The sequence below is a fragment of the Shewanella sp. Isolate11 genome (assembly GCF_022398315.1).
Lineage (GTDB): Bacteria > Pseudomonadota > Gammaproteobacteria > Enterobacterales > Shewanellaceae > Shewanella.
The window spans coordinates 627,910-650,004 of the sequence record NZ_JAKEVF010000002.1 but is presented as its reverse complement, the minus strand read 5'-3'; the positions used below and the strand labels follow the sequence as shown (position 1 = coordinate 650,004).

Annotated in this window: 18 protein-coding genes; 9 read left to right on the top strand and 9 right to left on the bottom strand. The window is 44.5% G+C overall.

Going from position 1 to position 22,095, the window contains the following annotated elements; genetic code table 11:
• Positions 1 to 86: 86 nt before the first annotated feature.
• Positions 87 to 1,448, bottom strand: coding sequence for a leucyl aminopeptidase family protein (locus tag L1D21_RS08090; RefSeq protein WP_239844723.1), 1,362 nt, complete (start codon positions 1,446 to 1,448; stop codon positions 87 to 89).
• Positions 1,449 to 1,542: 94 nt separating this feature from the next.
• Complete coding sequence (locus tag L1D21_RS08085) at positions 1,543 to 1,962, bottom strand: LETM1 domain-containing protein (protein ID WP_239844722.1); 420 nt, start codon at positions 1,960 to 1,962, stop codon at positions 1,543 to 1,545.
• A 725-nt stretch (positions 1,963 to 2,687) separates the two neighbouring features.
• Between L1D21_RS08085 and L1D21_RS08080 the strand changes: the two genes are divergently transcribed.
• Entirely contained in the window at positions 2,688 to 6,464 is a 3,777-nt protein-coding gene (locus L1D21_RS08080) for a S8 family serine peptidase (RefSeq protein ID WP_239844721.1), read from the top strand.
• A 199-nt stretch (positions 6,465 to 6,663) separates the two neighbouring features.
• Complete coding sequence (locus L1D21_RS08075) at positions 6,664 to 8,451, top strand: lysophospholipid acyltransferase family protein (RefSeq protein ID WP_239844944.1); 1,788 nt, start codon at positions 6,664 to 6,666, stop codon at positions 8,449 to 8,451.
• 147 nt (positions 8,452 to 8,598) lie between these two features.
• Here the strand turns inward: L1D21_RS08075 and L1D21_RS08070 are convergent, their stop codons facing one another.
• From L1D21_RS08070 to L1D21_RS08060, 3 genes are read right to left on the bottom strand one after another with little or no spacing between them, the layout of a single operon-like run.
• Entirely contained in the window at positions 8,599 to 9,360 is a 762-nt protein-coding gene (locus L1D21_RS08070) for a ribonuclease H family protein (protein ID WP_239844720.1), read from the bottom strand.
• An 11-nt stretch (positions 9,361 to 9,371) separates the two neighbouring features.
• Positions 9,372 to 9,950, bottom strand: a complete 579-nt coding sequence (locus tag L1D21_RS08065) for a DUF1415 domain-containing protein (protein WP_239844719.1) — start codon at positions 9,948 to 9,950, stop codon at positions 9,372 to 9,374.
• A 10-nt stretch (positions 9,951 to 9,960) separates the two neighbouring features.
• Positions 9,961 to 10,557, bottom strand: a complete 597-nt coding sequence (locus tag L1D21_RS08060; protein WP_239844943.1) for a LysE family translocator — start codon at positions 10,555 to 10,557, stop codon at positions 9,961 to 9,963.
• 291 nt (positions 10,558 to 10,848) lie between these two features.
• Between L1D21_RS08060 and L1D21_RS08055 the strand changes: the two genes are divergently transcribed.
• Together L1D21_RS08055 and L1D21_RS08050 are read left to right on the top strand one after the other, a co-directional pair.
• Positions 10,849 to 11,427: a DUF4136 domain-containing protein gene (locus L1D21_RS08055; protein WP_239844718.1), complete on the top strand. Its 579-nt coding sequence runs from the start codon at positions 10,849 to 10,851 to the stop codon at positions 11,425 to 11,427.
• Between the two features lie 24 nt (positions 11,428 to 11,451).
• Entirely contained in the window at positions 11,452 to 11,904 is a 453-nt protein-coding gene (locus L1D21_RS08050) for a hypothetical protein (protein ID WP_239844717.1), read from the top strand.
• 137 nt (positions 11,905 to 12,041) lie between these two features.
• Here L1D21_RS08050 and L1D21_RS08045 read toward each other — a convergent pair whose 3' ends face one another.
• Together L1D21_RS08045 and L1D21_RS08040 are read right to left on the bottom strand one after the other, a co-directional pair.
• Entirely contained in the window at positions 12,042 to 12,860 is an 819-nt protein-coding gene (locus L1D21_RS08045) for a DUF2797 domain-containing protein (protein WP_239844942.1), read from the bottom strand.
• A gap of 226 nt (positions 12,861 to 13,086) precedes the next feature.
• Positions 13,087 to 13,584 carry an ACT domain-containing protein gene (locus tag L1D21_RS08040; protein WP_239844716.1) on the bottom strand — a complete coding sequence of 166 codons (498 nt, stop codon included), beginning with the start codon at positions 13,582 to 13,584 and terminating at the stop codon, positions 13,087 to 13,089.
• Positions 13,585 to 13,771: 187 nt separating this feature from the next.
• Between L1D21_RS08040 and L1D21_RS08035 the strand changes: the two genes are divergently transcribed.
• The 5 genes from L1D21_RS08035 (at position 13,772) to L1D21_RS08015 (ending at position 19,835) form a co-directional block, all read left to right on the top strand.
• Positions 13,772 to 16,030 carry an ABC transporter permease subunit gene (locus tag L1D21_RS08035; RefSeq protein ID WP_239844715.1) on the top strand — a complete coding sequence of 753 codons (2,259 nt, stop codon included), beginning with the start codon at positions 13,772 to 13,774 and terminating at the stop codon, positions 16,028 to 16,030.
• 57 nt (positions 16,031 to 16,087) lie between these two features.
• Entirely contained in the window at positions 16,088 to 17,740 is a 1,653-nt protein-coding gene (gene pstA / locus L1D21_RS08030) for a phosphate ABC transporter permease PstA (protein ID WP_239844714.1), read from the top strand.
• Positions 17,741 to 17,862: 122 nt separating this feature from the next.
• Positions 17,863 to 18,681 (top strand): phosphate ABC transporter ATP-binding protein PstB, encoded by an 819-nt coding sequence (pstB, locus tag L1D21_RS08025; protein ID WP_239844713.1) that lies wholly within the window; start codon positions 17,863 to 17,865, stop codon positions 18,679 to 18,681.
• A gap of 43 nt (positions 18,682 to 18,724) precedes the next feature.
• Positions 18,725 to 19,426, top strand: a complete 702-nt coding sequence (gene phoU / locus L1D21_RS08020; protein WP_239844712.1) for a phosphate signaling complex protein PhoU — start codon at positions 18,725 to 18,727, stop codon at positions 19,424 to 19,426.
• A gap of 118 nt (positions 19,427 to 19,544) precedes the next feature.
• Positions 19,545 to 19,835: a hypothetical protein gene (locus L1D21_RS08015; RefSeq protein WP_239844711.1), complete on the top strand. Its 291-nt coding sequence runs from the start codon at positions 19,545 to 19,547 to the stop codon at positions 19,833 to 19,835.
• Between the two features lie 178 nt (positions 19,836 to 20,013).
• Here the strand turns inward: L1D21_RS08015 and trpA are convergent, their stop codons facing one another.
• Together trpA and trpB are read right to left on the bottom strand one after the other, a co-directional pair.
• Positions 20,014 to 20,817, bottom strand: coding sequence for a tryptophan synthase subunit alpha (gene trpA / locus L1D21_RS08010; RefSeq protein ID WP_239844710.1), 804 nt, complete (start codon positions 20,815 to 20,817; stop codon positions 20,014 to 20,016).
• Complete coding sequence (gene trpB / locus L1D21_RS08005; protein ID WP_239844709.1) at positions 20,810 to 22,027, bottom strand: tryptophan synthase subunit beta; 1,218 nt, start codon at positions 22,025 to 22,027, stop codon at positions 20,810 to 20,812. The genes trpA and trpB overlap by 8 nt, the downstream gene beginning before the upstream one ends.
• Positions 22,028 to 22,095: the final 68 nt, after the last annotated feature.

Sequence of the window (22,095 nt, the reverse complement as noted above, 5' to 3'; positions counted from 1 at the left end):
TAATCAAAAGCCCAAGTCGATGACTTGGGCTTTTTTGTTGTCTCAGGCTTTTAATATCGCCGTTCGGCTGACGGCTTACACAAGGATTATTTGCTATAGCGTTGCTGTAGGTATTCAAAAACCGCACGAATACCAAAGGCTTCACCACCCACTGGGCGACCCGGTAGTTTGCGGTTATTCCATGCCATCACATCGAAGTGACTCCAGCTGATATCGGAATCAACGAAAGCTTCAAGGTAAAGTGCAGCGGTGATTGCACCACCGAAAGGCGTGCTACCACAGTTAGCGAGATCAGCGATATCACTCTTAGTTAAGTCGAAGTATGCTTGGTGCAGTGGCATGCGCCATACCGGATCTTCAACCTGCAAACCTGCAGAAGTAAAGCCCGCTGCGACCGCTTCATCATTACTGAAAAAGCCGGGTAACTCAGTACCTAAGGCGATACGCATTGCACCGGTCAAGGTGGCAAAGTCGATCAATAGCTCAGGCTTGTCATTACAAGCTTCGGCTAGGGCGTCACATAGTACCAAGCGGCCTTCGGCATCAGTATTATCAATTTCAACCGTTAAGCCTTTGCGAGTAGTGATCACATCGCCAGGACGAAAGGCATCAGAAGATACGGCATTTTCAACCGCAGGTACTAAAACACGCAATCTAACAGGCAGATTTGATGCCATGATCTGGTGAGCCAGACCGATAACATGAGCCGCGCCGCCCATATCTTTTTTCATCAAGCGCATACCTGCACCAGGCTTAAGATCTAATCCGCCGGAATCGAAACAAACACCTTTACCGACTAAGGTCACTTTAGGGGCATTTTCATCACCCCAAGTCAAATCGATCAGTCGGGGTAAGTTGGCACTGGCACGACCGACCATGTGAATGGTGGGATAGTTTTGCTCCAGCAATTGATCGCCGATAATTTGATTAACTTGTGCGCCAAACTCACTGGCGAGCGATTCCATGGTTTCGCCTAAATGCTGCGGCATCATATCGGCGGCAGGAGTGTTGACTAAGTCACGCACTAAGGAAACGGAGCGGGTTAGGGTAAGCACCTGCTCGACAATCGTTTTGCTATCGATAACCAGCTGAGGATACTGCTTATCGTTCTTCTTATAACGGTCAAATTTATAGGCGCCCAATACCCAGCTAAATGCGGCAACATGAAGTTGTTGTGCGTCGGCTTGCAGATAATATTGCCCAGCAGGAAGTTGATTGACGATATCCCCACAAACCCAATATTCATCCGGTTTGTCGGTGACATAGATAATTTGGGCTATGCCGCCTTCGCTGTTCGGGATCAAACTCAATCCCTTACCAGGGAAATGGGTGGCATTGAGCCAGTTTTGTTCGGTTTTAGATTGTTGAGCGAGCCAAGGTTGAAAATCTTGCTCAGCGATAATAGAAAGCGGGGTACCTTGGGTGCCCGATAGCAATAATGATGTCATGAAAGGCTTCTTTGTCGATGGAAAAAACTCATCTAAGACTAGCATGGCGCAACAATAAGGTGAATCGGCTCAGGAGGGAAAGCAGAGAATGTGATTAATTACTGGTGTTATTTTCAGCATCTCGTTTAGTTTGCTGGGCTTTTCGGTTGAGGTTGGCTTTACGTTCAGACAAATTATTAAATGAACTGGGAAGTATGTCGACCCCAACCAATTTACCAAGTTTGACCACCACAGGGATGGTGATTGGAGCAAAAGGCAATACCGCAAAAACACCTAGGCCTAATCCTTTAACTAGATCGGCTAATTGATCATTTGCCTGTTTTAATTCCTCTTTGGTTGCTTGGTTTCGCGTATAGCGCGCATAGGAAACCAACATCTCCTTGGTTTCCTGTTTTTCCTGAGATAAAGCATCCTTCAGCACCAACATGTCACGCTTGAGTCGCAGTGAAAATCTCCGACGACTGATACGCATTACTCGGATAGGGGCTTTATGTAATTTGCGATAAATTTTCATGGCGCGATTGTCTCACAACTTATAGTTGGCAGCATATCTTTTAATCTTCTAGTTGAGATCCAAATTGCGCGGATGGATAGACTTGAATATTCAGCTTGAAGTGTGCCAATCAAGTCTGTTTTAAGACTTTTGTAACGCCTTCAAAATTAGGTGTTAATTATTTTTCAATTTATACAAATCCAGTATCCACTTGGGTTACACGTCATAAGCTTGTTGTTTTGTGGGTTTTCTTAATAAAAATAGTTAAGTGGCGATATATTACAGCTTTATGGGTGTGTTCTTAGTCGGGCAATAATCAAAGAATTAAAGCTGTTAATTGTTAATTAATTGTTTTGCTTTATGTGGGGTTCTTACTGGGATGCCTTTCTTAAGCTCCTGTCATCATATTGACTCTGCCAAAAATCCGACTCTCACACTCTAGCTTTGGGTGTGTGTAAAACTCTGATTTATAAGTGTTAAGTTGCCATCTCGCTGTGGATAAAGATAAATTTTTGCTACAAAACGCTACATTATTTATGACTAGGAGAAATAAAGTTTTACGGGTTTGAATTTGTTACACAAAATTATCATTTGATTAACTTTGCGTGAGTTTCGCGCTATGTACTCCAAAATCTTTTTTTAGTAGATAAGTAGGTGACAAAATAACTTTCGATGTTGCATCGTAAGTAACTATAAGTTTTTTATTAAGATAAAAAACAATAATAAGACAAATTTTAGGAAGTATTATGAAAAGTCGTTTTAGGCTAAACAAACTTGCTGTCCATTGCATGGCGCTGCTAGGAGGTGCATTGTCACTTTCAGCGGTTGCAGAAGATATGGTGGCATTTGAGCATGAAAGTGCAGGATTAGAATTTACGCTGATCACAGGTGATAAAGTCAGCGCGGTAGTGAAAACCGATGGTTCGCTAGCTGGCATCCGTATGGTGGGTAAAGATGGTCAAGATGTTATGACCAGTATCTTTAAACGCGGTAATGATACCTATGTGATCCCTGAAAGTGCACAGCAATTTATTGACAATAAAGTTATTGATAAAGAGTTGTTTAACATCAGTAAGTTGTATCAATCTGGTTATGATGATGCTTCGACAGATAAACTGCCAGTTATCGTGGAATATCCTGATGGGGCTTTGGAAGGCTCGGCGACACCAGCAGAACTTGCAGGTATGTCACTGACAGGTGAAATCGAAATTATTGACAGTGCTGCTTTCGGGATCAGCAAGGATCAGGCGGCTGAAGTGTTTTCGGCATTGACCTCTGATGTTCGTATCGAAGGTGTTTGGCTTGATGCTATGGTGTTTGGTCACAAACAAAATGTGGCGGAAACCCTAGTGCCAACAGTGCCCTTTACTGGTGCCTTAGGTTCAAATGCGATTAATTACAGCGGCGCAGGTGTGCGTGTTGCGGTGCTTGATACCGGATATGACATCGAACATGCTGATTTGATGGGACGAGTCGTGGCTTCTGCTGATTTTTCTTATTCATCAAATGGAGTCGATGATCTTAACGGTCACGGTACGCATACCGCATCGACGATTGCGGGTACGGGTAAAGAGTCCGGTGGTAAGTGGGCTGGTATGGCGCCTGGCGCTGAGTTACTAGTGGGTAAAGTGCTCAGTAATAGCGGTGGTGGCAGTACCTATGGCATTTTGAACGGTATGATTTGGGCGGCCAATAACGGTGCGGATATCGTTAACATGTCTTTGGGCGGCTCTGCCACCAGTTGTGAAGGCCCTATGGTTGATATGGTTGAAGCCCTTCGCGAGCAGACTCTGTTTGTTATCTCTGCCGGTAACAGCTTTACCCGTCAAACCGTGGGTTCTCCAGGATGTGCGCCTAGTGCATTGACTGTGGCTGCACTTGACAGAGATAACCAAACTGCATCCTTCTCATCTCGCGGCCCATCACCAGATGGACATAGTGCTAAACCAGATATCGGTTCTCAAGGGGTGAATGTGGTTGCGGCGGCTTCAGGTGGTAATGGTGCCACAGCTTATCGTGCGCTGTCGGGAACTTCGATGTCGGCGCCTCATGTGGCAGGCGGTGCAGCTTTAGTTTTAGAAGCGCGTCCTGAACTGACACCAATGCAACTGAAAAAAGTGCTGACTTCGTCTGTGGTTGAGAATGATGCACATGTGTTAGAGCAAGGTGCGGGTCCAATGGATGTTAACCGCGCTATGGTGCAAAAGGTGATTGCACAGCCTAATATTGAGTTGGATTCATTTCCTTATGCGGGCAATACCGATGTTACCAATACTTTTGTGACCTTCGAAAACTTATCAGATGAAGATGTGACTTATGATTTGTCACTAGAGCTGATGGGTGAAGATGGTATTACTCGTATGCCAGCTACAATAGCGGGTTTAGGCGTTAAATCTATTACTGTGCCTGCAAATGGTACTGCAGAAGTGCCTGTATGGATTGATCCTACCGTTGGTCTGCGCAGCGGTGCTTATGGCGCTATTACCGGTCGCATCGAAGGTCGTTCAAAAGGTCAAGCCGATGAACAGATCACAGTCCCTGTGTCATTTTGGATCCAGCCTCCTCAAGTATCCTTAAGCTTAAGCGCGACCGATCTACGCGGTATGCCTGCAACCAGTCCTTCAAAAATCTACCTGATCAACGAAGAAGATGATTATGGTAGATATGTGTCGATGAATAGCGGACAAGCTGAAGTTAAAGTGGATGAAGGTAATTACACCATCGTTGCCCATATCATGACTTATGATAATGATGTCAGAACGAGTGGTTTGGTTGAGTCTGCCACGCAGATGGCCTATCTCAATAAGAAAATTTCCTCGAATGAAAGCATTCACTTTGATGCGCAAATAGCACCAAAACTAGAGTTTAAAACGGATAAACCCATTGAAACTCAAGGTTTCTCATTTGGTTTCACCTATGCGCTTGACGATAATAAGTTAGCAAAATTGGCTGCGATTGAGTTGGCACCAGATTATGTTGATAACTTGTATCTGTGGTCACAAGGTCACGATGATCGTTTCCGTGCATTTGCTTCTACTCATGCGACAGCGCCTGAAACTGTGATGACTATGCAAAATGGTGTTGAACTTGATTTAGTTGCTCAAGGCTTAGCGATTGGTTTTGACGGGGAAGGTAGTGCTGAAGTAGTGCCAGTAGGTGATGCAAGTTACAGCACTGACTGGAGCCAATTTGACTTAGCAGGCAAGATTGCTCTAGTACAAAACCCTTTTTACATCGTTAATTATATGGTGAATAATGCGATAAAACAGGGGGCTATAGGCGTACTTTATTACCGCCCTGGAGCACATGGTCGCTATAAGACTTCGTTAACCGGTATTCCTCGCCTGCCAGTGATGGGATTGAGTTCTGAGCAAGGTGAAGTGTTATTTGAGCAGATCAACCAAGGTAATAACATCGTTAGTTGGAAAGGTACTTCGGTAGAGAAAACTCCTTACACTTATGATTTACACCATATTACTGATGGTAGTATCAACGGTGGACAGGTTCGTGTTCATGATAAGGAACTACACCAATTCACTTCATCATATTACTCACAGAATAACGATGAACGTCCAACATTTAAAGATGTTATGGCTCAAACCAATAGTACTGGTGAGTTCTATTCTACAGGTAGCCCACACATGCTACTCGCGCCACTGGTTCGTGAGGAGTATTACACAGCTACACCTAAGAATACTTGGACGAACATCGTGATGCCTCATCCGGATATCAGTACCAATGGAGCTTATTTCGATGGTCCACGTTTCATGACTTCAGGGGCTGAATCTGCCAATAGTTGGTTTAAGGGGCCTAGAGGTGCTAGCTTATCGACAAGTGGTCGCCCGATTGCCTACCGTGATACTAACGTGCTCAGCATGACGTTACCGGTTTATGGTGATTCAGATGGTCACGATGGTTTAGCGGGTCGTAATTCACGTTCAGCATATATGTTAACCCTTAATGGCGAGTCAACTTACTTGTCTAGCGGTACTTTGACTGTGCCTAATGAGACTGCCGAAGTAGGGATTGAGTTATTAAGTTATGCACGTGGCGTGGGAGAACGTTCACCTATCTATGATAACTTAGGCTCTTTATCTCATGTGTTGTATAACTTTACGACTGATGAAACCCTGCAAGGTACGCAAAAAGTGCTTGTGCCTGTTATCGATCTTCCTGTCGATATGCAAAACACCATGACTGCCGGTGTGCCTGCGATGATTAAACTATCGGGCGTGATGGATGGTATTGATAGTGTTGATTTATCAGAAGTGAGCCTACAGTATGGGTATGGACAAGAGTGTGGTGTAAGCTATATTTCGGCTTATATCTATTGCCCAGTTTCAGCTAAGTTTACCGAAGAAGCGTGGGTTGATGCCGAGGTTAAGCAAGTTGATGGCGAGTGGGTAGCAATTGTTCCTAACGCCGCCGCAGCTGGTGAATTTGTTCACCTTCGCGTTAACATGACCGATGAAGGTTCAAGCTCTGCACAAGTTACAACTATGCGTGCTTATGTGCTTAACTAATCAATATTGATTAAAAAGGGTGTTTAATTAAAGCTGGAGAAGTGATTCTCCAGCTTTTTTCGTTTTAATGCAGCAAGATTGATGGCTTCGAGGAATGTTTAGTCATCTGGTTGTCATAAATGCTTCATCTGTTAGTCAAGTTGGCTACTTACTCTGTGAAAAATGAAAAGACTCAAGTGATCAGAGAGTGAGAAAGGTGATGCAAAATACCCTGCTAAAAACGGACGCAAAAGCTGAAATAGCCTCGATAAACCACTCAGAATCTAATCTTATCTTTAGCGTCGATGATGTGGTGTCAAACAATCTGCCTAAACTGAATCAATCACCTTGGTTAGCGACACCGACCAAAGCTTTACTGCGCTATTTTTTGATGGAAAAAGAGTGCCAACAGTTAACGCAAGAGTTTGCCTATCATAAAGGGGTCGACTTTATTGAGCTGGTCCTCGCCAGCTTTAATTTTACCTATAGCGTGCCGAGCAGTGAGATAGAAAATATTCCTCATGAAGGGCGGGTAGTGATTTACGCTAATCATCCCATAGGGTCACTCGACGCGTTGGCGATGATTAAATTAATTAGCCAAGTCCGTCCCGATATCAAAGTGGTCGCCAATGAATTGTTGATGACCTTAGCGCCGCTGCATTCATTATTGCTGCCAGTGAGAAACATGACCGGTGGTACGCCGAAACAGCATCTTAATAACATACATCAACATCTTAAGAATGAAGGCGCGGTATTAATTTTCCCGTCAGGAGAAGTGTCGCGTTTAAGGCCCAGTGGTGTACGCGATCTCCGTTGGCATTCGGGGTTTATTAAAATCGCTAAAGCCTGTCAGGCACCGTTGCTGCCGATGTTCGCCGATGGACGAAACTCGGCTACTTTTTATGGTGTGTCCATGTTGTATAAGCCTTTAGCAACCTTGCTATTGGTGAAAGAGATGTTTAAACAGGCTAAGCGTACTATGCCGATAAAAATCGGTCAGTTGATCCCTAAAGAAGAGGTTGCTAGCAGTGACTTCCCTTTGAAAACTCAGGTTAAGTTGCTGAAGAATCATCTTTATCGTATTGGTAAGAATCGTAGCCCTTTATTTACTACTCAAAATGCGATTGCGCATCCAGAGTCTCGTGCTGATCTCATCGAAGCCTTATCTGGCTGTGAGCTTTTGGGCTGTACTCAAGATAATAAGCAGATCTATCTTTATCGCCACAGCGAGAGCAATCCCATTATGCGAGAGATAGGGCGTTTACGTGAAATTGCCTTTCGCGCCGTGGGGGAAGGCAGTGGAAAGCGCCGCGATATCGATCAATATGATGCGCATTATCTGCATTTGGTACTTTGGGATACTCAGGCGTTAGAGATTGTTGGAGCCTATCGCTTTGCTAGCGCCCAATCTTTGTATCAAGTACAGGCCGATGCGGGGCTTTACAGTCAATCACTATTTGAATATCAGATGGCATTTACTCCCTATTTCGAACAAGGTTTGGAATTAGGGCGCAGCTTTGTACAGCCCAAATGTTGGGGTAAACGCAGTTTAGATTATCTCTGGTATGGAATAGGAGCCTATTTGGCTAAGCATCCGCAATACCGTTATCTGTTCGGCCCTGTAACCATCAGCGATAGCTTACCGGAGCGAGCGAAAGAGATGCTGGTGTATTTTTATCAAACTCATTTTGTTTCGATTGAACGTTTAGCCCAAGCTAAAAATGGTTATCGCTTTACCCAGAGCCGACTAAAAGAACTAGCAAGCCTGTTTCCTGGGCTAGATTATCAAGGGGAGTTTTGCCTTCTTAAACAGGCGCTTGCCAGTATGGGCTGCGCCGTCCCTGCACTGTATAAGCAATATGGTGAGTTATGTGAAGACAACGGTGTTCGCTTCTTGGATTTTGGCATTGATGCCGATTTTGGTGATTGTATCGATGGTTTAGTGCTGGTGGATACCCATAAGCTTAAAGATAAGAAAAGAGCGCGTTATATCGGCTCTCATGGTTAATCTCAAGCTGAGGCCCAAAAGGCTGAGGTATAAATTGAGGATGGTACTTAAATTAAGAGTGAGATTTAAATTAAGACAGGATGAGCAGTCATGTTAGTGGCAGATTGCCTCTAGGGGAGACAATCTGCTACTGGTTTTAGCCGGTGTTTATCCAGTGTGAAGAGCCAATATTTCCTCAAGCGCAAAGGGGGCTGGATAGCGGCAAAAGTCTGTCGTTTGCTGATCTATGGCATAGATAGACATGCGGTCAGCCAATTCATTTCCTTCTATGCCAATATGTGCGGCCACATGGCTTATCTTGAGTTTATCTTTTAACTTGTCATAGATTTCATGGGCGGCTTGAATAATGGCCAAGTTAGCAATATCTCCAGCCGTTTTACGCTTCCAGCCCTTGGCTTTCCAGCCGTAGGCCCAATTAGTGACGCAATTAAGCGAGTATTGAGAATCGCTATGAATATGCACGCTTTTACCTTGAGAAAGGGCATTTTCGGCCATCAGTAATGCTTGATGTAAGGCATTTAGCTCGGCGGTATTGTTAGTGCCAGTAGGATTGTAGAGGCCATACCAAAGCTCAGCTAATACGCCTTGTTGATACAGGGCTAAGCCAGAGCCGGCCTTGCCGGGATTGGGCTCACAGCCACCATCGGTATAAATATCGATATCGCTATCGGGGACAGCATTCGCTGAGGTTTTTGCTGCAGATTTGGCGGTAGGTGTTTTGCTTGTTGAGGCTTTTGCTGTCGATGCTGCGCCACTGCCTCGGTTAAACGCGGCTTTAGCTTCAGCTTCGGTTTTAAAGGATCTGTATTTGGCACCAGCAAAGCCATCGACTAAGGCTTTTGTCTGTGGCCAACTGGTGAAAATACCGGTTTCACGTCCAGCCCAGACAACATAATATTTAGTGGCCATGTGACTCCTTTCTAATGCTGTTGTGGTTTACAGCGTGCTAAAAGATCGATAAAAAACTGACTGCCTTTACGTTCGGCGAAGGCGATATTGCGTTCGGGGATCGATTCTGGAGCATCATATTGTGCTAATGCAAGCTCCATACTGGCTTCACGTATGATGTGCAATGTCGGGTAAGGCGCGCGATTGGTGTAATTGGTCGGGCTATCTTGTGCCTCGCCATCGAAACAATAGTCGGGATGAAAACTGGCTAACTGATAAATCCCTTCATAGCCTTGTTCTATCAGTAGATCGTTGGCAATATCGACCAAATCGAGATAGAGATAAAATCCTTCAAAACCACGCGGTAGAATGAATAAGCTGGTTTCGATTTCTGGGTGCTGGTCTAAAAACTGACATTCGCTAATTAGCTCCGATAACACTTGATCTAGCTTATGGGCTTCAATAACAAGATAACGAATACTGTTGGCCAATACTTCTTTGCGAGCGAAAGGGCAGATATTGTATTTCATGATGACTATTTCGACCCAGTGTTCCATTTCAGTCGCTATTGCTTGGGTAAATTCATCGTTGGCTGGACGTTGCAGGCTCATGTTATCTCCACTAGTGAGGGGCGATCATAGGGATGATAGACAGCACTAGCAAGAGTGCCATGGAGATATTAAACCATTGTTGTTGCTTTTGGTTTTTAAGTAGCCGCTTTAGTGCTACCCCAAAACCAAGCCAAACGATGGCACAAGGAAAGGCCACACTAAAAAATACACTGGCGATGGTCAGCACTTGCGGTGTTAAAGGTTGATCGATGTGGGTAAAGGTCGCCACGGCGCCCACAGCCATGATCCAGCCCTTAGGATTCACCCATTGAAATGCAGCTGCTTGAATAAAACTCAAAGGCTTATTGGTTTGTTTTCCTTCCATTTTATTGCTGCTATTGGCGATAAGCCAAGCTAGATAAAGTAGATAAGTGATACCGACATATTTGATGATCAGATGTAATACCGGGTAATGTTGAAACAGGGTGCTTAGCCCAAGGCCAATGGCCAAGACCATGCAAGGGAAACCAATACAGATGCCTGCGAGATGTGGCAAGCTAGGCTTGATGCCGAAGTTGACTCCAGAGGTCATTAACATAATGTTATTCGGGCCTGGGGTAATGCCTGATGAGAAGGCAAACAGCGCAATGGCGAAGATAAGTTCCATGGAATAGATCAATTTACTCAAAATAAGGGCTATATCATCCCTGACAATATAATTCCTTGCCAGTAAAAAATGATATTTAATCGTGGTGATTATAACTGACTGATATTCATTCGATATTAGTTTGTTACTGTTTTCAATAGTATGGTCATTTAGGGAGTGATATAAGAAAATGACTCGCAATCAAACATTTGCATTGCTATTTTAAGTATTATTTTGATTATAAATGCCGAGATTGGGTCATTATTTGATATGATCATCTCGCTAATTCATTGGACAAGGATGCGTTTTATTATGGTTAAACCCTCAGCAATATTGTTACCCCTGTTATTGCTAACGGCATGTGTCACCGAGCCTCAATCCAAGCAAAAGAGTCAAGTACAAACCGAACGTATTATGACGGTGGCCAGTGGCGATATAAGCTTTATCTCCTCCGATAACCAACGTTTTGCCTTACATCCAAACTTTAGTAAGTTAGCCGTTGATAATACGGTGGATAGTAATGCGTTAATGCATCGTATGCAGCAGGCAATTATCGATACCATGATGACCAAAGGCTATCAGCATGTGCATCCACAGGATATGCCGGATTTTTTGATTGGTTTCGGTGTGGCATTTGAGTCTCAGCTCAGTGATGCACAAATTTTACAAGATACCGGAATGGTGGCTGGGCTCTCAGAGCAGGGCGTTGACATGAGTGAGTATGAGAAAAGTTCGGTGTTGTTAATGTTGTTTGCTGCTAATGAGGTTCGCCCTCGTTGGAAAGTGCTTGCTCAAGGTTTTACCGATCTTGAGCAGCATTTAGATGAAAGTTCTGAGCGACTGCATCATTTAATGCACAATATGTTGGCAGCTTTACCCAACCGCGATTAAGCTCAAAGGGTCAAGGAGGCTTGTATGAGTCAGATGAAACAGATTGCTAAACAATCAGCGATTTTATGTTTAACGTTAGCGATGAGTCTTACCACAATGTTGGCATTTGCAGCCGATGATTGGATCACAATCGCCGAAAAAACTGTGGATTATAAGGCTGAAGTTGATACGGTTAAGCCTCACAACAGTGAGAAAAAAGTCGATAGCATTAAGCTTAAATGTACTCAAGGTACGGTTAATCTTAAGCAAGTCGTGATTAATATGAAAGATGGTGAATCTAAGAGTGTCGATAATTTAGGTGTACTTACTGAAGGCATGTCCAGCCGAGCCATATCAGTTCCCAAAGGAGAGTCGACCATCAGCAGTATTGAACTTAGTTATGATAGTGTTGGTAATCAGAAGCTAGGGTTGGTAGGAGTATCTAAAAAAGGCAAGATCGAAGTATTAGGCCGTAAGGCGGATGATAAATCGGATTAGTCTAACTTGCTAAAGTCACTGACTTTGATGCTTAACTGGTAAATCCCAATATTACAAGAAAAGGCGCCGACGGCGCCTTTTTGATATTCGAATTTTGGCTGAGTGAAGTATAGAAACGACTTAGCCGACAGCTTTTATTATGCCGTAACGCTGATCTCGTATGATGTGAATTTTCTTAGGTTGATCACCCCAGTATCAAAAATCAGATATTGGCCTTTAATTCCCATTAATGTGCCACTGACCACAGGGTTTTTATCAAAGTTATGTGATGCAATTTTACTCGGAAATTCGCTAACTGGATAATCGATATCCACAATCGACTCGTTAAGTCGCTCAATCGCGTATTCACCATGTTCCATTGCCAATTCATGCAACCGGGTTTCAATTTGCGGCAATAATTCATTGGCCTGAACCGTTAAATCTAGCGGCTCGGCATTGCCTTTTAGCATGGTGCGCCAATTGGTCTTATCAGCAATCATTTTGGCCAGTTCCACTTCCACTAATCCAGATAACTGACGGCTTGAAACTTTAAGAATAGGCAAGCCTTGGGTCGCACCTTGGTCTATCCAGCGGGTTGGCAACTGCGTATGACGGGTGATGCCAACCTTGAGCCCTGAAGTGTTAGACAGATATACATAATGAGGAACGAAACAGTTATCTTCTCCCCACTGTGGTTCGCGGCAAGTGCCCTGTGCGAAGTGGCAAGTTTCGGGTTTCATAATGCACATGTCGCAGCTGGCGAGTTTTTTCATGCACACAAAGCAGTGGCCTTGGGAGAAACTCTTCTTGGTTTTTTTATTGCAATTACAACAATAGATATTACCGGTATGGGTAAGGGTGATCTGTTGACCTATCAGCGGATTCATTTCTACCAGATGTTCCGATAATGGCAGTTGATAGTTCACTTGACCATTTGCGTCGAGACTGGACCGCATCTTGCGGATGTTTCCAGTAATGGGGGCATTAGACATTTGAGTTCCAAAAATTTTAAGCTGTTTGAAAATTAAACTAATTCAGCAGGTTATTATTATCATTAATTGAAGTATATCAGATAGTGTTAGCTGTTTTTGAGCCATTTGTAATGGGTTGTTTTGCTTGCTCTTATCAGCGGCAAATGGCTTTAAATAGTACAGCCCTGCATGATAGCAGGGCATGTAAATGGTAAAAGTTGTGTTTAAGGGGTTAATCTAAGACATCGAGCACGACATCATCACCGATAGAGTAGAGGGCTTGGGTGAGTTTTTGCTCCATAGCGTCATCGGGCATATTTAAATTGAAGTTGGCACGAAACAAGAGTACGCCGGTGTGGCTGGCACTTTCGTAGTTGGTAGAGAGCTTTTCGATGTTGATACCTAGATCGCTAATTTTATTTGAAATATCATGAACTAAGCCAGGTCTATCATAGGCTACTAACGAGTAGTGTTTACATTTGGCTGGAGTCATAGCGCGACTGGTTTTGATGTAAGTTAGGCTGAGGCCTTCTATACACTCTAAGTTTTCAAGCAAGGTTTCCCAATTGGCGGCGGGTACTTCAAGTAATAAAATCGCCGCAAAGATACCATCGAGATGACGTAATTCTGAATCGAGCCAGTGACCTCCGTGTCGGCTAACGATATGGGCTATCTGTTCGACTAATCCGGTTCTATCGGTCACTTGTAAGGTAACTAAATATCGTAACATTTCACTAAAGCTCCATAAGTAATTGATGACATTTGTCTGTTGTAACATTAGTGTCATCTTTGCGTCATATAATCTCGAAAGTCAGAAATGGGGTCGTTGTATTTCACTATAGTTAACATAGCTGAAACGACAATCCCAGCGAAAACTCTTAACAACTTTCTTAAATAAGAATAAAACGAGGTTCTTAATGGAAGCTCAGGTCACTCAACCTGGTTCTACAGCAAAAAGTCTGTTGACGGCTAAAGGCTCAAATCGAAGAGCGGTCAAAGACAAACTTACTCAATATGGAGTTACGCTCGGCGGTACTATGGTGTTTGTTGCTTTGCTGCTGATTTTTTTCTATCTGCTTTATGTCGTTAAGCCAATATTTGACGGTGCCGATGTAGCACCTGTCATGAGTGCTGATATTCAAGATAAAACCGTGCCGACCTTGATGGTGGGTAGCGATGAACAAAATGAGCTCCTCTATCGTGTCGCTACCGATGGTAAGGTTTCGTTTTACAGTGCCAGCACAGGACACTTAGTTAACGAGAGTGACATCAAACTTCCGGCTGGTGTTTCGATTGTCAGCAGTGTTGCCGCCATGCCAAGTGAACAGCGTTTTGCTTTCGGACTTTCTAATGGCCAAGTGATTATTGCAGGCGTGAATTTTTCTGTTACGTACCCAAATGATAAGCGTTTAATTACGCCAAATTTACGTTTTCCATTAGGAGAGGCTCCCTTACAAGTTAATGATAGTGGACTCCCCCTGAATCAACTGAGTTTTGTGTATGCCTCAGACAAGATGAGCTTCGCTTATCGAGATACATCAGGCCGTTGGCATGTGACTCGTCACGAAGGTGAAGAAAACATGATGACCGAAGAAGTTGAGTGGGAAGCGACTTCTGAGGTGATTAAAGATGCGCCTTTGCAAGTTGATCAACAATTGATGACGCCGAATCAGCGTCAATTGCTACTTCGCTCAGCTGGTCGTCTGTATGTCTATGATATCCGTGAAGTCGGTGATATTTCATTAGATCAAGTGATCCAACTAGAACGCACCAAGGCCAAAGTAACCGATGTGTCTTTGTTAGCCGGTGCCAGCTCATTGCTTGTCAGCTATGACGATGGCCTTATTCTGCAATATTTTCAGGTTAATGGTGAGAATGGGCGTCAATATCAAGAGATCCGCGAATTCAAAAACAAAGATGGCGTAAAACGTATCGCCAGCGAGTTTTATCGTAAGAGTTTCGCAACCGTGAGTGATTCGGGTGAACTCAATCTGCTTTACACCACCAGTCAGCGTAAATTGTTTTCTAAAACATTCGATCTGAAACAACCTGGAGTAATGGGCTTTAGTCCTCGCTCTAATGCCATTGTGGTTGAAGCGGGCGATAAACTTCATCTGTTCTCGGTTGAAAATAGCCACCCTGAAGTGTCGTGGAGCGCGATGTGGGAAAAGGTGTGGTATGAAGGTTATCCAGAGCCCAAATACGTATGGCAGTCGACTTCTGGCTCAGATGATTTCGAAGCCAAGTTAAGTTTGATGCCATTAGCATTTGGTACCCTAAAAGCCGCACTGTATGCCATGTTGTTTGCAACGCCATTAGCCATTGCAGGCGCGATTTACACTGCTTACTTTATGTCACCTAAGGTACGTTCAATCGTTAAACCTACGATTGAGATCATGGAAGCCTTGCCAACGGTCATTTTGGGCTTTTTGGCCGGACTGTGGTTAGCCCCCTTAATCGAAGATCATTTGCCGGGCATTATCATGCTCATATTGATGTTGCCTATCGGCATATTGCTGACGGCATTTGCTTGGCATAACTTGCCCGCAGTATGGAAGCAGCGTTTGCCTGAAGTGTATCAGGAGTTGATGTTGCTGCCGGTGATCATCTTTATCGGTTGGTTTGCTTTCTATATCAGCCCAACTATCGAAGTGGTTTTCTTCGGTGGCGATACTCGCTTATTTATCACTAACGAACTGGGTATTACTTTCGATCAGCGCAACGCTCTGGTTGTAGGTATTGCCATGGGCTTCGCGGTTATTCCGACCATTTTCTCTATTGCCGAAGATGCGGTGTTCTCTGTACCACGTCATTTGTCTAACGGTAGTTTGGCGCTGGGCGCAACAAACTGGCAGACGCTGACGCGCGTAGTGCTATTAACTGCTAGTCCAGGTATTTTCTCTGCGGTGATGATGGGGCTGGGTCGGGCTGTAGGTGAAACCATGATTGTATTAATGGCCACGGGTAACACAGCGATCATGGAATGGAGTGTTTTTGAGGGCATGCGTACCTTGGCTGCTAACATTGCGGTTGAAATGCCTGAGTCCGCCATTGGTAGTTCGCATTATCGCGTACTGTTCCTTGCTGCTTTTGTACTGTTTATCTTCACCTTCTTGTTTAACACCATTGCCGAGGTGGTTAGACAGCGTCTGCGTGAACGTTATAGCTCGTTGTAATGGAGAACAAGATGATGAATTCTATTTTTTCGCCTGGGATCTTAAGAGGCTTGTGTAATGGGTAAGTGGTTTAAGTCGGGTTCCCCTTGGATTTGGATGACAGGTGGCGCCGTTAGCATCAGTTTGATTGCGGTTTTAGGCTTGTTGCTGTTAATCGCATGGCGTGGTCTGAGTTACTTCTGGCCTGCTCCGATTTATCAGTGGGAGCTGGTGGATCAACAAGGGGTTAAGTCGACCCTAATTGGCGAGATTTATGATAGAGAGGAAGTACCAACGGAGCGTTTAATCGCCGCTGGTCATAAGTTTAACGACGACCCCGGTGAGTTTGTCACTCGCTATCTAGTGAAAACTGGTAACCGTGAATTTGTCGGTTTGGATTTTCGCTGGATACTGGCAACCGATATTGTATCTCGTAGTGAGCCAGCTGAACTCGCAAAACTTGAGCGCAGCAAAAATGGTGATTTCTATGGTTATCCTGTAGCTGTGATTGAAGATGGTAAGCGCCTAGCCCTCGATGATATTGAAGCTTCACTGGAAGAGCATATTGAGCGTGCAGTGGCTATCAGTGACAGAGCGGTATCGTTACAGAAAGGCGATATTGGTTCAATTAACTATCAACTTGAACATCTACGTCTGAAAGAGCGTGGTTATGAGCTAAATGGCAGCTTAACCGAGGCGCGCAAGCAAGAGCTAGCGGCTGAACGTGACAAGCTTCAAACGGAATATCTAGGCTATGAAAAGAATTTCTTTGCACTACGCCAAGAAGCGGCTCGCGATGCGGTAATTATCCGTGATATGCGTGGCCAGGAAGTGACCCTTAAGCTTGATAGCATTCTTAAAGTCACTTATTCAAATCATTTGGGTGTCGTTGGCAAAATTGGTCACTGGTTTGCCGGTGTAGGTAACTTTGTTAGCGCTGACCCTCGTGAAGCTAATACCGAAGGGGGGGTATTCCCTGCGATTTTCGGTACTGTATTCATGGTGATGTTGATGGCGGTTATCGTGACACCGTTTGGGGTTATTGCGGCGGTTTACCTACACGAATATGCCAAGAAAGGCCCAATCACTAAGATGATCCGTATTGCGGTAATTAACTTAGCCGGTGTTCCCTCTATCGTGTATGGCGTGTTTGGCTTAGGTTTCTTCGTCTATATGTTAGGTGGCTCTATTGACCAACTTTTCTACCCAGAAGCTTTACCGAGCCCAACATTCGGTTCTCCAGGGGTGATCTGGTCAGCACTGACTTTAGCTATTTTGACCTTGCCTGTGGTGATCGTGTCTACTGAAGAGGGGCTTAGCCGTATCCCAAGTACGGTTCGTCAGGGCAGTTTGGCCTTGGGCGCTACCAAAGCCGAAACTTTATGGCGGATTATTTTGCCTATGGCCAGTCCAGCAATCATGACGGGGTTAATCCTCGCGGTCGCGCGTGCGGCGGGTGAAGTTGCACCGCTAATGTTGGTGGGTGTGGTTAAGCTTGCACCGACCTTGCCCATTGATATGAATTTCCCATTTGTGCATTTAGAACGTAAATTCATGCATTTAGGTTTCCATATTTATGATGTTGGCTTCCAGAGCCCTAACGTTGAGGCTGCACGCCCACTGGTTTATGCCACCTCATTTTTGTTGGTTTCTGTGATTGTCAGCTTGAACTTAACGGCGATTGCAGTACGTAACCATTTACGTGAAAAGTATCGTTCACTTGAGCACTAATACTTAACAAACCAATGCTTAGTAATCAGTGCTTAAAAAAGAGTGCTTGAACAATAATTCAATACCGCCTGAGCTAGGTTCGGGCGTTAAAAATTTATCCTGAAGTGATATTAGGAATAGAGATGATTTCGATAGATAGTTCGGTAATGACAACAGAAACGGTTGATCTGGCTAATTTAAACAGCGAACAGACTGCGCTTGAGATCCGTAACTTAGATCTTAAGTATGGCGACAAGCAGGCGTTGTTTGATGTGTCGATGAAGATCCCTAAAAACCAAGTGACCGCTTTTATTGGACCCAGTGGTTGTGGTAAGTCAACTTTACTGCGTTGCATCAACCGCATGAATGATCTGGTTGAAAGCTGCAAAATTAGCGGTGAGATCTTACTTCATGGTGAGAACATCTATGGCAAACAAGTGGATGTGGCTACGTTACGTCGTAACGTCGGTATGGTATTCCAGCGTCCGAACCCATTCCCTAAGTCGATTTATGAAAACGTGGTTTATGGCTTACGTTTACAAGGGATCAATAATCGTCGCGAACTGGATGAAGCCGCCGAGCGCTCGCTACGTGGTGCAGCAATTTGGGATGAGGTGAAAGATCGTTTACACGATAATGCATTCGGCTTGTCTGGTGGTCAGCAACAACGTTTGGTTATTGCTCGTGCGATTGCGATTGAACCTGAAGTCTTGCTGCTTGATGAACCGACATCGGCACTAGACCCCATTTCAACCTTAACTATCGAAGAGTTGATCACTGAGCTTAAATCAAAATATACCGTGGTGATTGTTACCCATAACATGCAGCAAGCGGCGCGGGTATCTGATCAAACGGCGTTTATGTATATGGGTGAACTGGTCGAGTATGCCGATACCAATACCATCTTCACAACGCCGAAAAAGAAGAAGACGGAAGATTACATTACAGGTCGTTACGGTTAATCGGCAAGGCTTGAATAGACAGATATAGATAAGGTTGAACCCAATGGATAACATGAATTTAAATAAACATATCTCTGGTCAGTTCAATGCTGAGCTAGATGATATTCGCCACCGTGTTTTAGCTATGGGTGGCTTGGTAGAGCGTCAATTAGAGCAGTCTTTAGATGCCTTAGGTAATTTAGATGCTGAGCTAGCACAAAAGGTGATTGATGGCGATCACAAGGTCAATGGCATGGAAGTGTCTATCGATGAAGAGTGTACTCGTATCATCGCTAAGCGCCAGCCTGCAGCAAGCGATTTACGTTTGATTATTGCCATTTCTAAGACCATTGCCGATTTAGAACGTATTGGCGACGCCTGCGTAAAAATTGCCAATGCAGCACTTGATAAGCGTCTTAAAAATCAGCAGCCATTACTAGTTAGTATTGAGAATATGGGCCGTCACGCGACACGAACGCTACATTCTACACTCGATGCGTTAGCACGTATGGATGCAGATGTGGCGATGGAGCTGCATAAAGAAGATATCAAGTTAGATAGCGAATATGAGGGGATTATTCGTCAGCTGATGACCTATATGATGGAAGATCCTCGCTCTATTCCTGAAGTACTCGATGTACTGTGGGCTGCGCGTGCGGTAGAGCGTGTTGGCGACCGTTGCCAAAATATTTGTGAATACATTATTTACTATGTCAAAGGTAAAGATGTGCGTCACATTAGCTATGAAGATATGAAAAAAATCTAATCCAATACTAGACATGAATGTATTAAAAAGCAGCAGTTTAGCTGCTTTTTTGTTTTCTTATGGCAGTAAAGCTATCATCTATATCAGTTAATAAAAAATAGGTTATTGCGGGGGGCTAATGAAATCATTAATCGAAGATAACCGCATCTTTAGCTGGATAGTGATGGTTATTGCGGTGATTTTGTTAATTCCGTTGACAGCGATGCAGTTTAGTAAAGAAGTAAATTGGGATGTTGGTGATTTTGTCGTGATGGCGGCAATGTTGACTTTAGCCAGTACGATAGCTGTATATACTGCACGTTCAATCCCACGAAAATATCATCGCTTATTGATGATTATGATTAGTTTGGTAGTGTTATATTGCTGGGCAGAAATGGCTGTGGGTATCTTTTTCTCTATTGGCAGTTAAATTAAGTCATTAGTCATATTCTCAACGTGTACTCTACTTTGCTTGTTCAATTTCTATAAAAATGCCGACTCAGTTGAGTCGGCATTTTTATCTTTGATTGAGTTTTTAAGCCCGTTTATCGAGATCTTAATTTTCGATCCCAGAATTGTTTAGGCCTTAGTTATCGAGACTAGCCCAATCAGGTTGCTGCTTTCATGTTGCGAGTAAACTCGGCTAATGCGGCTAATAGTGCCGTTTTATCGTGTTGATTTGCTTCGATGATTTTCACTACGGCTGAGCCTGAAATCGCTCCGGCTGCACCGGCTTCAATGGCGGCTTTTACCTGAGCAGGCTCGGCGATACCAAACCCTAGTAATGGTGGGGCGCTTTTAAAGCTCTTAAGCTGTGACAAGATATCGCCTATGGGCATACCGGCTTTAGATTCTGTACCGGTAACGCCTGCTCGTGATAATAAATAAGTGTAGCCTTCACCTTTTGCAGCCACTTGTTTTAAGGTATCGGCATCGGCATTAGGCGGTGCAATAAAAATAGGCGCGACGTTGTGGGCTTTGGCCGCATCGATAAAGGGTTGCGCCTCTTCCACGGGAACATCGGCGATTAACACTGAGTCGACACCTGCCGCTTGGGCTTTGGCATAAAAATTATCGATACCATTGGCATACACAAGATTGGCATAGAGTAGGAGTCCAATGGGCAGCTGTGGATACTTAGCGCGAATTTGGCTTAGCATCTCAAAACACCGACTCGGCGTAGTCCCAGACGCAAGGGCGCGAAGGTTAGCGCCTTGGATCACTGGGCCGTCGGCGAGGGGATCAGAAAAAGGAAAGCCCAGCTCTAAGGCGTCGGCCCCATTTTCGACCAAGGTGTCAATAATATTGAGTGACACTTCTGGGCTTGGATCGCCAAGGGTAACGAAAGGAACAAAGGCGCCTTGTTGTTTGGTTTTTAAGGCGGCGAATGCTGCTTGATAACGGTTACTCATTGCCGCTCTCCTGTGCTGCTTGTGTTGGTTGCTTGTTGTTTTCCAAGATGTCGGCAACGGTGAAGATATCTTTGTCGCCGCGGCCTGATAGATTGACCACCAAAATGGTTTCTTCAGTGGCTTTTTCTGCCATTTTTATTGCATAGGCAAGGGCATGGGCCGATTCTAAAGCCGGGATTATGCCTTCGCTGCTGGCAAGTAATTGGAACGCTTCGAGTGCTTCATCATCGGTTGCTGATTCGTAGCTTGCACGTCCGGTTGCCGCAAGATGTGCATGCTGTGGACCCACAGATGGAAAGTCCAAACCTGCAGACACCGAGTAAGATTCTTCAATCTGGCCTTCAGCATCTTGCATTAGCGGGGCCTTCATTCCGAAGAAGATACCTGTCTTACCATGTTTTAACGGTGCGCCATGTTTAGGCGTGTCTATGCCTAATCCTGCAGGTTCTACTCCAATTAATTGAACGCTGGCTTCATCGATAAAATCAGCAAACATGCCGATGGCGTTTGAACCTCCGCCGACACAGGCAATCACCGCATCAGGTAAACGTCCTTCACGTTGTAGCAATTGTGCTTTGGTTTCTGCACCTATCATGCGCTGAAATTCACGTACGATAGTCGGGAAGGGATGCGGGCCTGCGGCTGTGCCGAGCAGATAATGGGCTTTATCGTAACTGCCTGACCAATCGCGCATCGCTTCGTTACAGGCGTCTTTAAGGGTCGCAGAGCCTGATGTTACCGGGATAACTTCTGCGCCCATGAGTTTCATTCGAAATACGTTAGGCGATTGACGCTCAACATCTTTAGCCCCCATGTAGACCTTGCATTTAAGGTCGAGCAGAGCACAGGCCAGTGCGGTTGCAACGCCATGTTGTCCGGCACCGGTTTCGGCAATAATTTCCTTCTTGCCCATGCGTTTTGCCAGTAGCGCTTGACCAAGCACTTGGTTTGTCTTGTGAGCGCCACCGTGCAATAAATCTTCCCGTTTTAAGTAAATCTTAACCAGTGGGTTAGGGCTCAAGTTACGAGTCAGGGTGAGTGCGGTGGGGCGACCGGCATAGTTTTTTAATAAGTCAGTAAATTCAGCCTGAAAAGCCTCGTCTTGCTGAGCATCTATAAATGCCGATTCGAGTTGTTTTAGAGCGGGCATTAATATTTGTGGTACATACATACCACCATATTCACCGAAATAGGGATCAAGCTTAGTCATTTTGTTTTCCTAATCGCTAACCGTACAAATGTGTTTTGTCGGAGGTTAATCTTAAAATTTAATTCGTT

What these genes read in the sequence shown, in the direction of transcription:
- trpB (WP_239844709.1), bottom strand. Translation starts at nt 22,027, where the DNA reads ATGACTAAGCTTGATCCCTATTTCGGTGAATATGGTGGTATGTATGTA.
- pstA (WP_239844714.1), top strand. Translation starts at nt 16,088, where the DNA reads ATGGGTAAGTGGTTTAAGTCGGGTTCCCCTTGGATTTGGATGACAGGT.
- L1D21_RS08075 (WP_239844944.1), top strand. Translation starts at nt 6,664, where the DNA reads ATGCAAAATACCCTGCTAAAAACGGACGCAAAAGCTGAAATAGCCTCG.
- L1D21_RS08050 (WP_239844717.1), top strand. Translation starts at nt 11,452, where the DNA reads ATGAGTCAGATGAAACAGATTGCTAAACAATCAGCGATTTTATGTTTA.
- L1D21_RS08035 (WP_239844715.1), top strand. Translation starts at nt 13,772, where the DNA reads ATGGAAGCTCAGGTCACTCAACCTGGTTCTACAGCAAAAAGTCTGTTG.
- L1D21_RS08040 (WP_239844716.1), bottom strand. Translation starts at nt 13,584, where the DNA reads ATGTTACGATATTTAGTTACCTTACAAGTGACCGATAGAACCGGATTA.
- phoU (WP_239844712.1), top strand. Translation starts at nt 18,725, where the DNA reads ATGGATAACATGAATTTAAATAAACATATCTCTGGTCAGTTCAATGCT.
- L1D21_RS08090 (WP_239844723.1), bottom strand. Translation starts at nt 1,448, where the DNA reads ATGACATCATTATTGCTATCGGGCACCCAAGGTACCCCGCTTTCTATT.
- L1D21_RS08015 (WP_239844711.1), top strand. Translation starts at nt 19,545, where the DNA reads ATGAAATCATTAATCGAAGATAACCGCATCTTTAGCTGGATAGTGATG.
- L1D21_RS08055 (WP_239844718.1), top strand. Translation starts at nt 10,849, where the DNA reads ATGGTTAAACCCTCAGCAATATTGTTACCCCTGTTATTGCTAACGGCA.
- L1D21_RS08080 (WP_239844721.1), top strand. Translation starts at nt 2,688, where the DNA reads ATGAAAAGTCGTTTTAGGCTAAACAAACTTGCTGTCCATTGCATGGCG.
- trpA (WP_239844710.1), bottom strand. Translation starts at nt 20,817, where the DNA reads ATGAGTAACCGTTATCAAGCAGCATTCGCCGCCTTAAAAACCAAACAA.
- L1D21_RS08070 (WP_239844720.1), bottom strand. Translation starts at nt 9,360, where the DNA reads ATGGCCACTAAATATTATGTTGTCTGGGCTGGACGTGAAACCGGTATT.
- L1D21_RS08085 (WP_239844722.1), bottom strand. Translation starts at nt 1,962, where the DNA reads ATGAAAATTTATCGCAAATTACATAAAGCCCCTATCCGAGTAATGCGT.
- pstB (WP_239844713.1), top strand. Translation starts at nt 17,863, where the DNA reads ATGATTTCGATAGATAGTTCGGTAATGACAACAGAAACGGTTGATCTG.
- L1D21_RS08060 (WP_239844943.1), bottom strand. Translation starts at nt 10,557, where the DNA reads ATGGAACTTATCTTCGCCATTGCGCTGTTTGCCTTCTCATCAGGCATT.
- L1D21_RS08065 (WP_239844719.1), bottom strand. Translation starts at nt 9,950, where the DNA reads ATGAGCCTGCAACGTCCAGCCAACGATGAATTTACCCAAGCAATAGCG.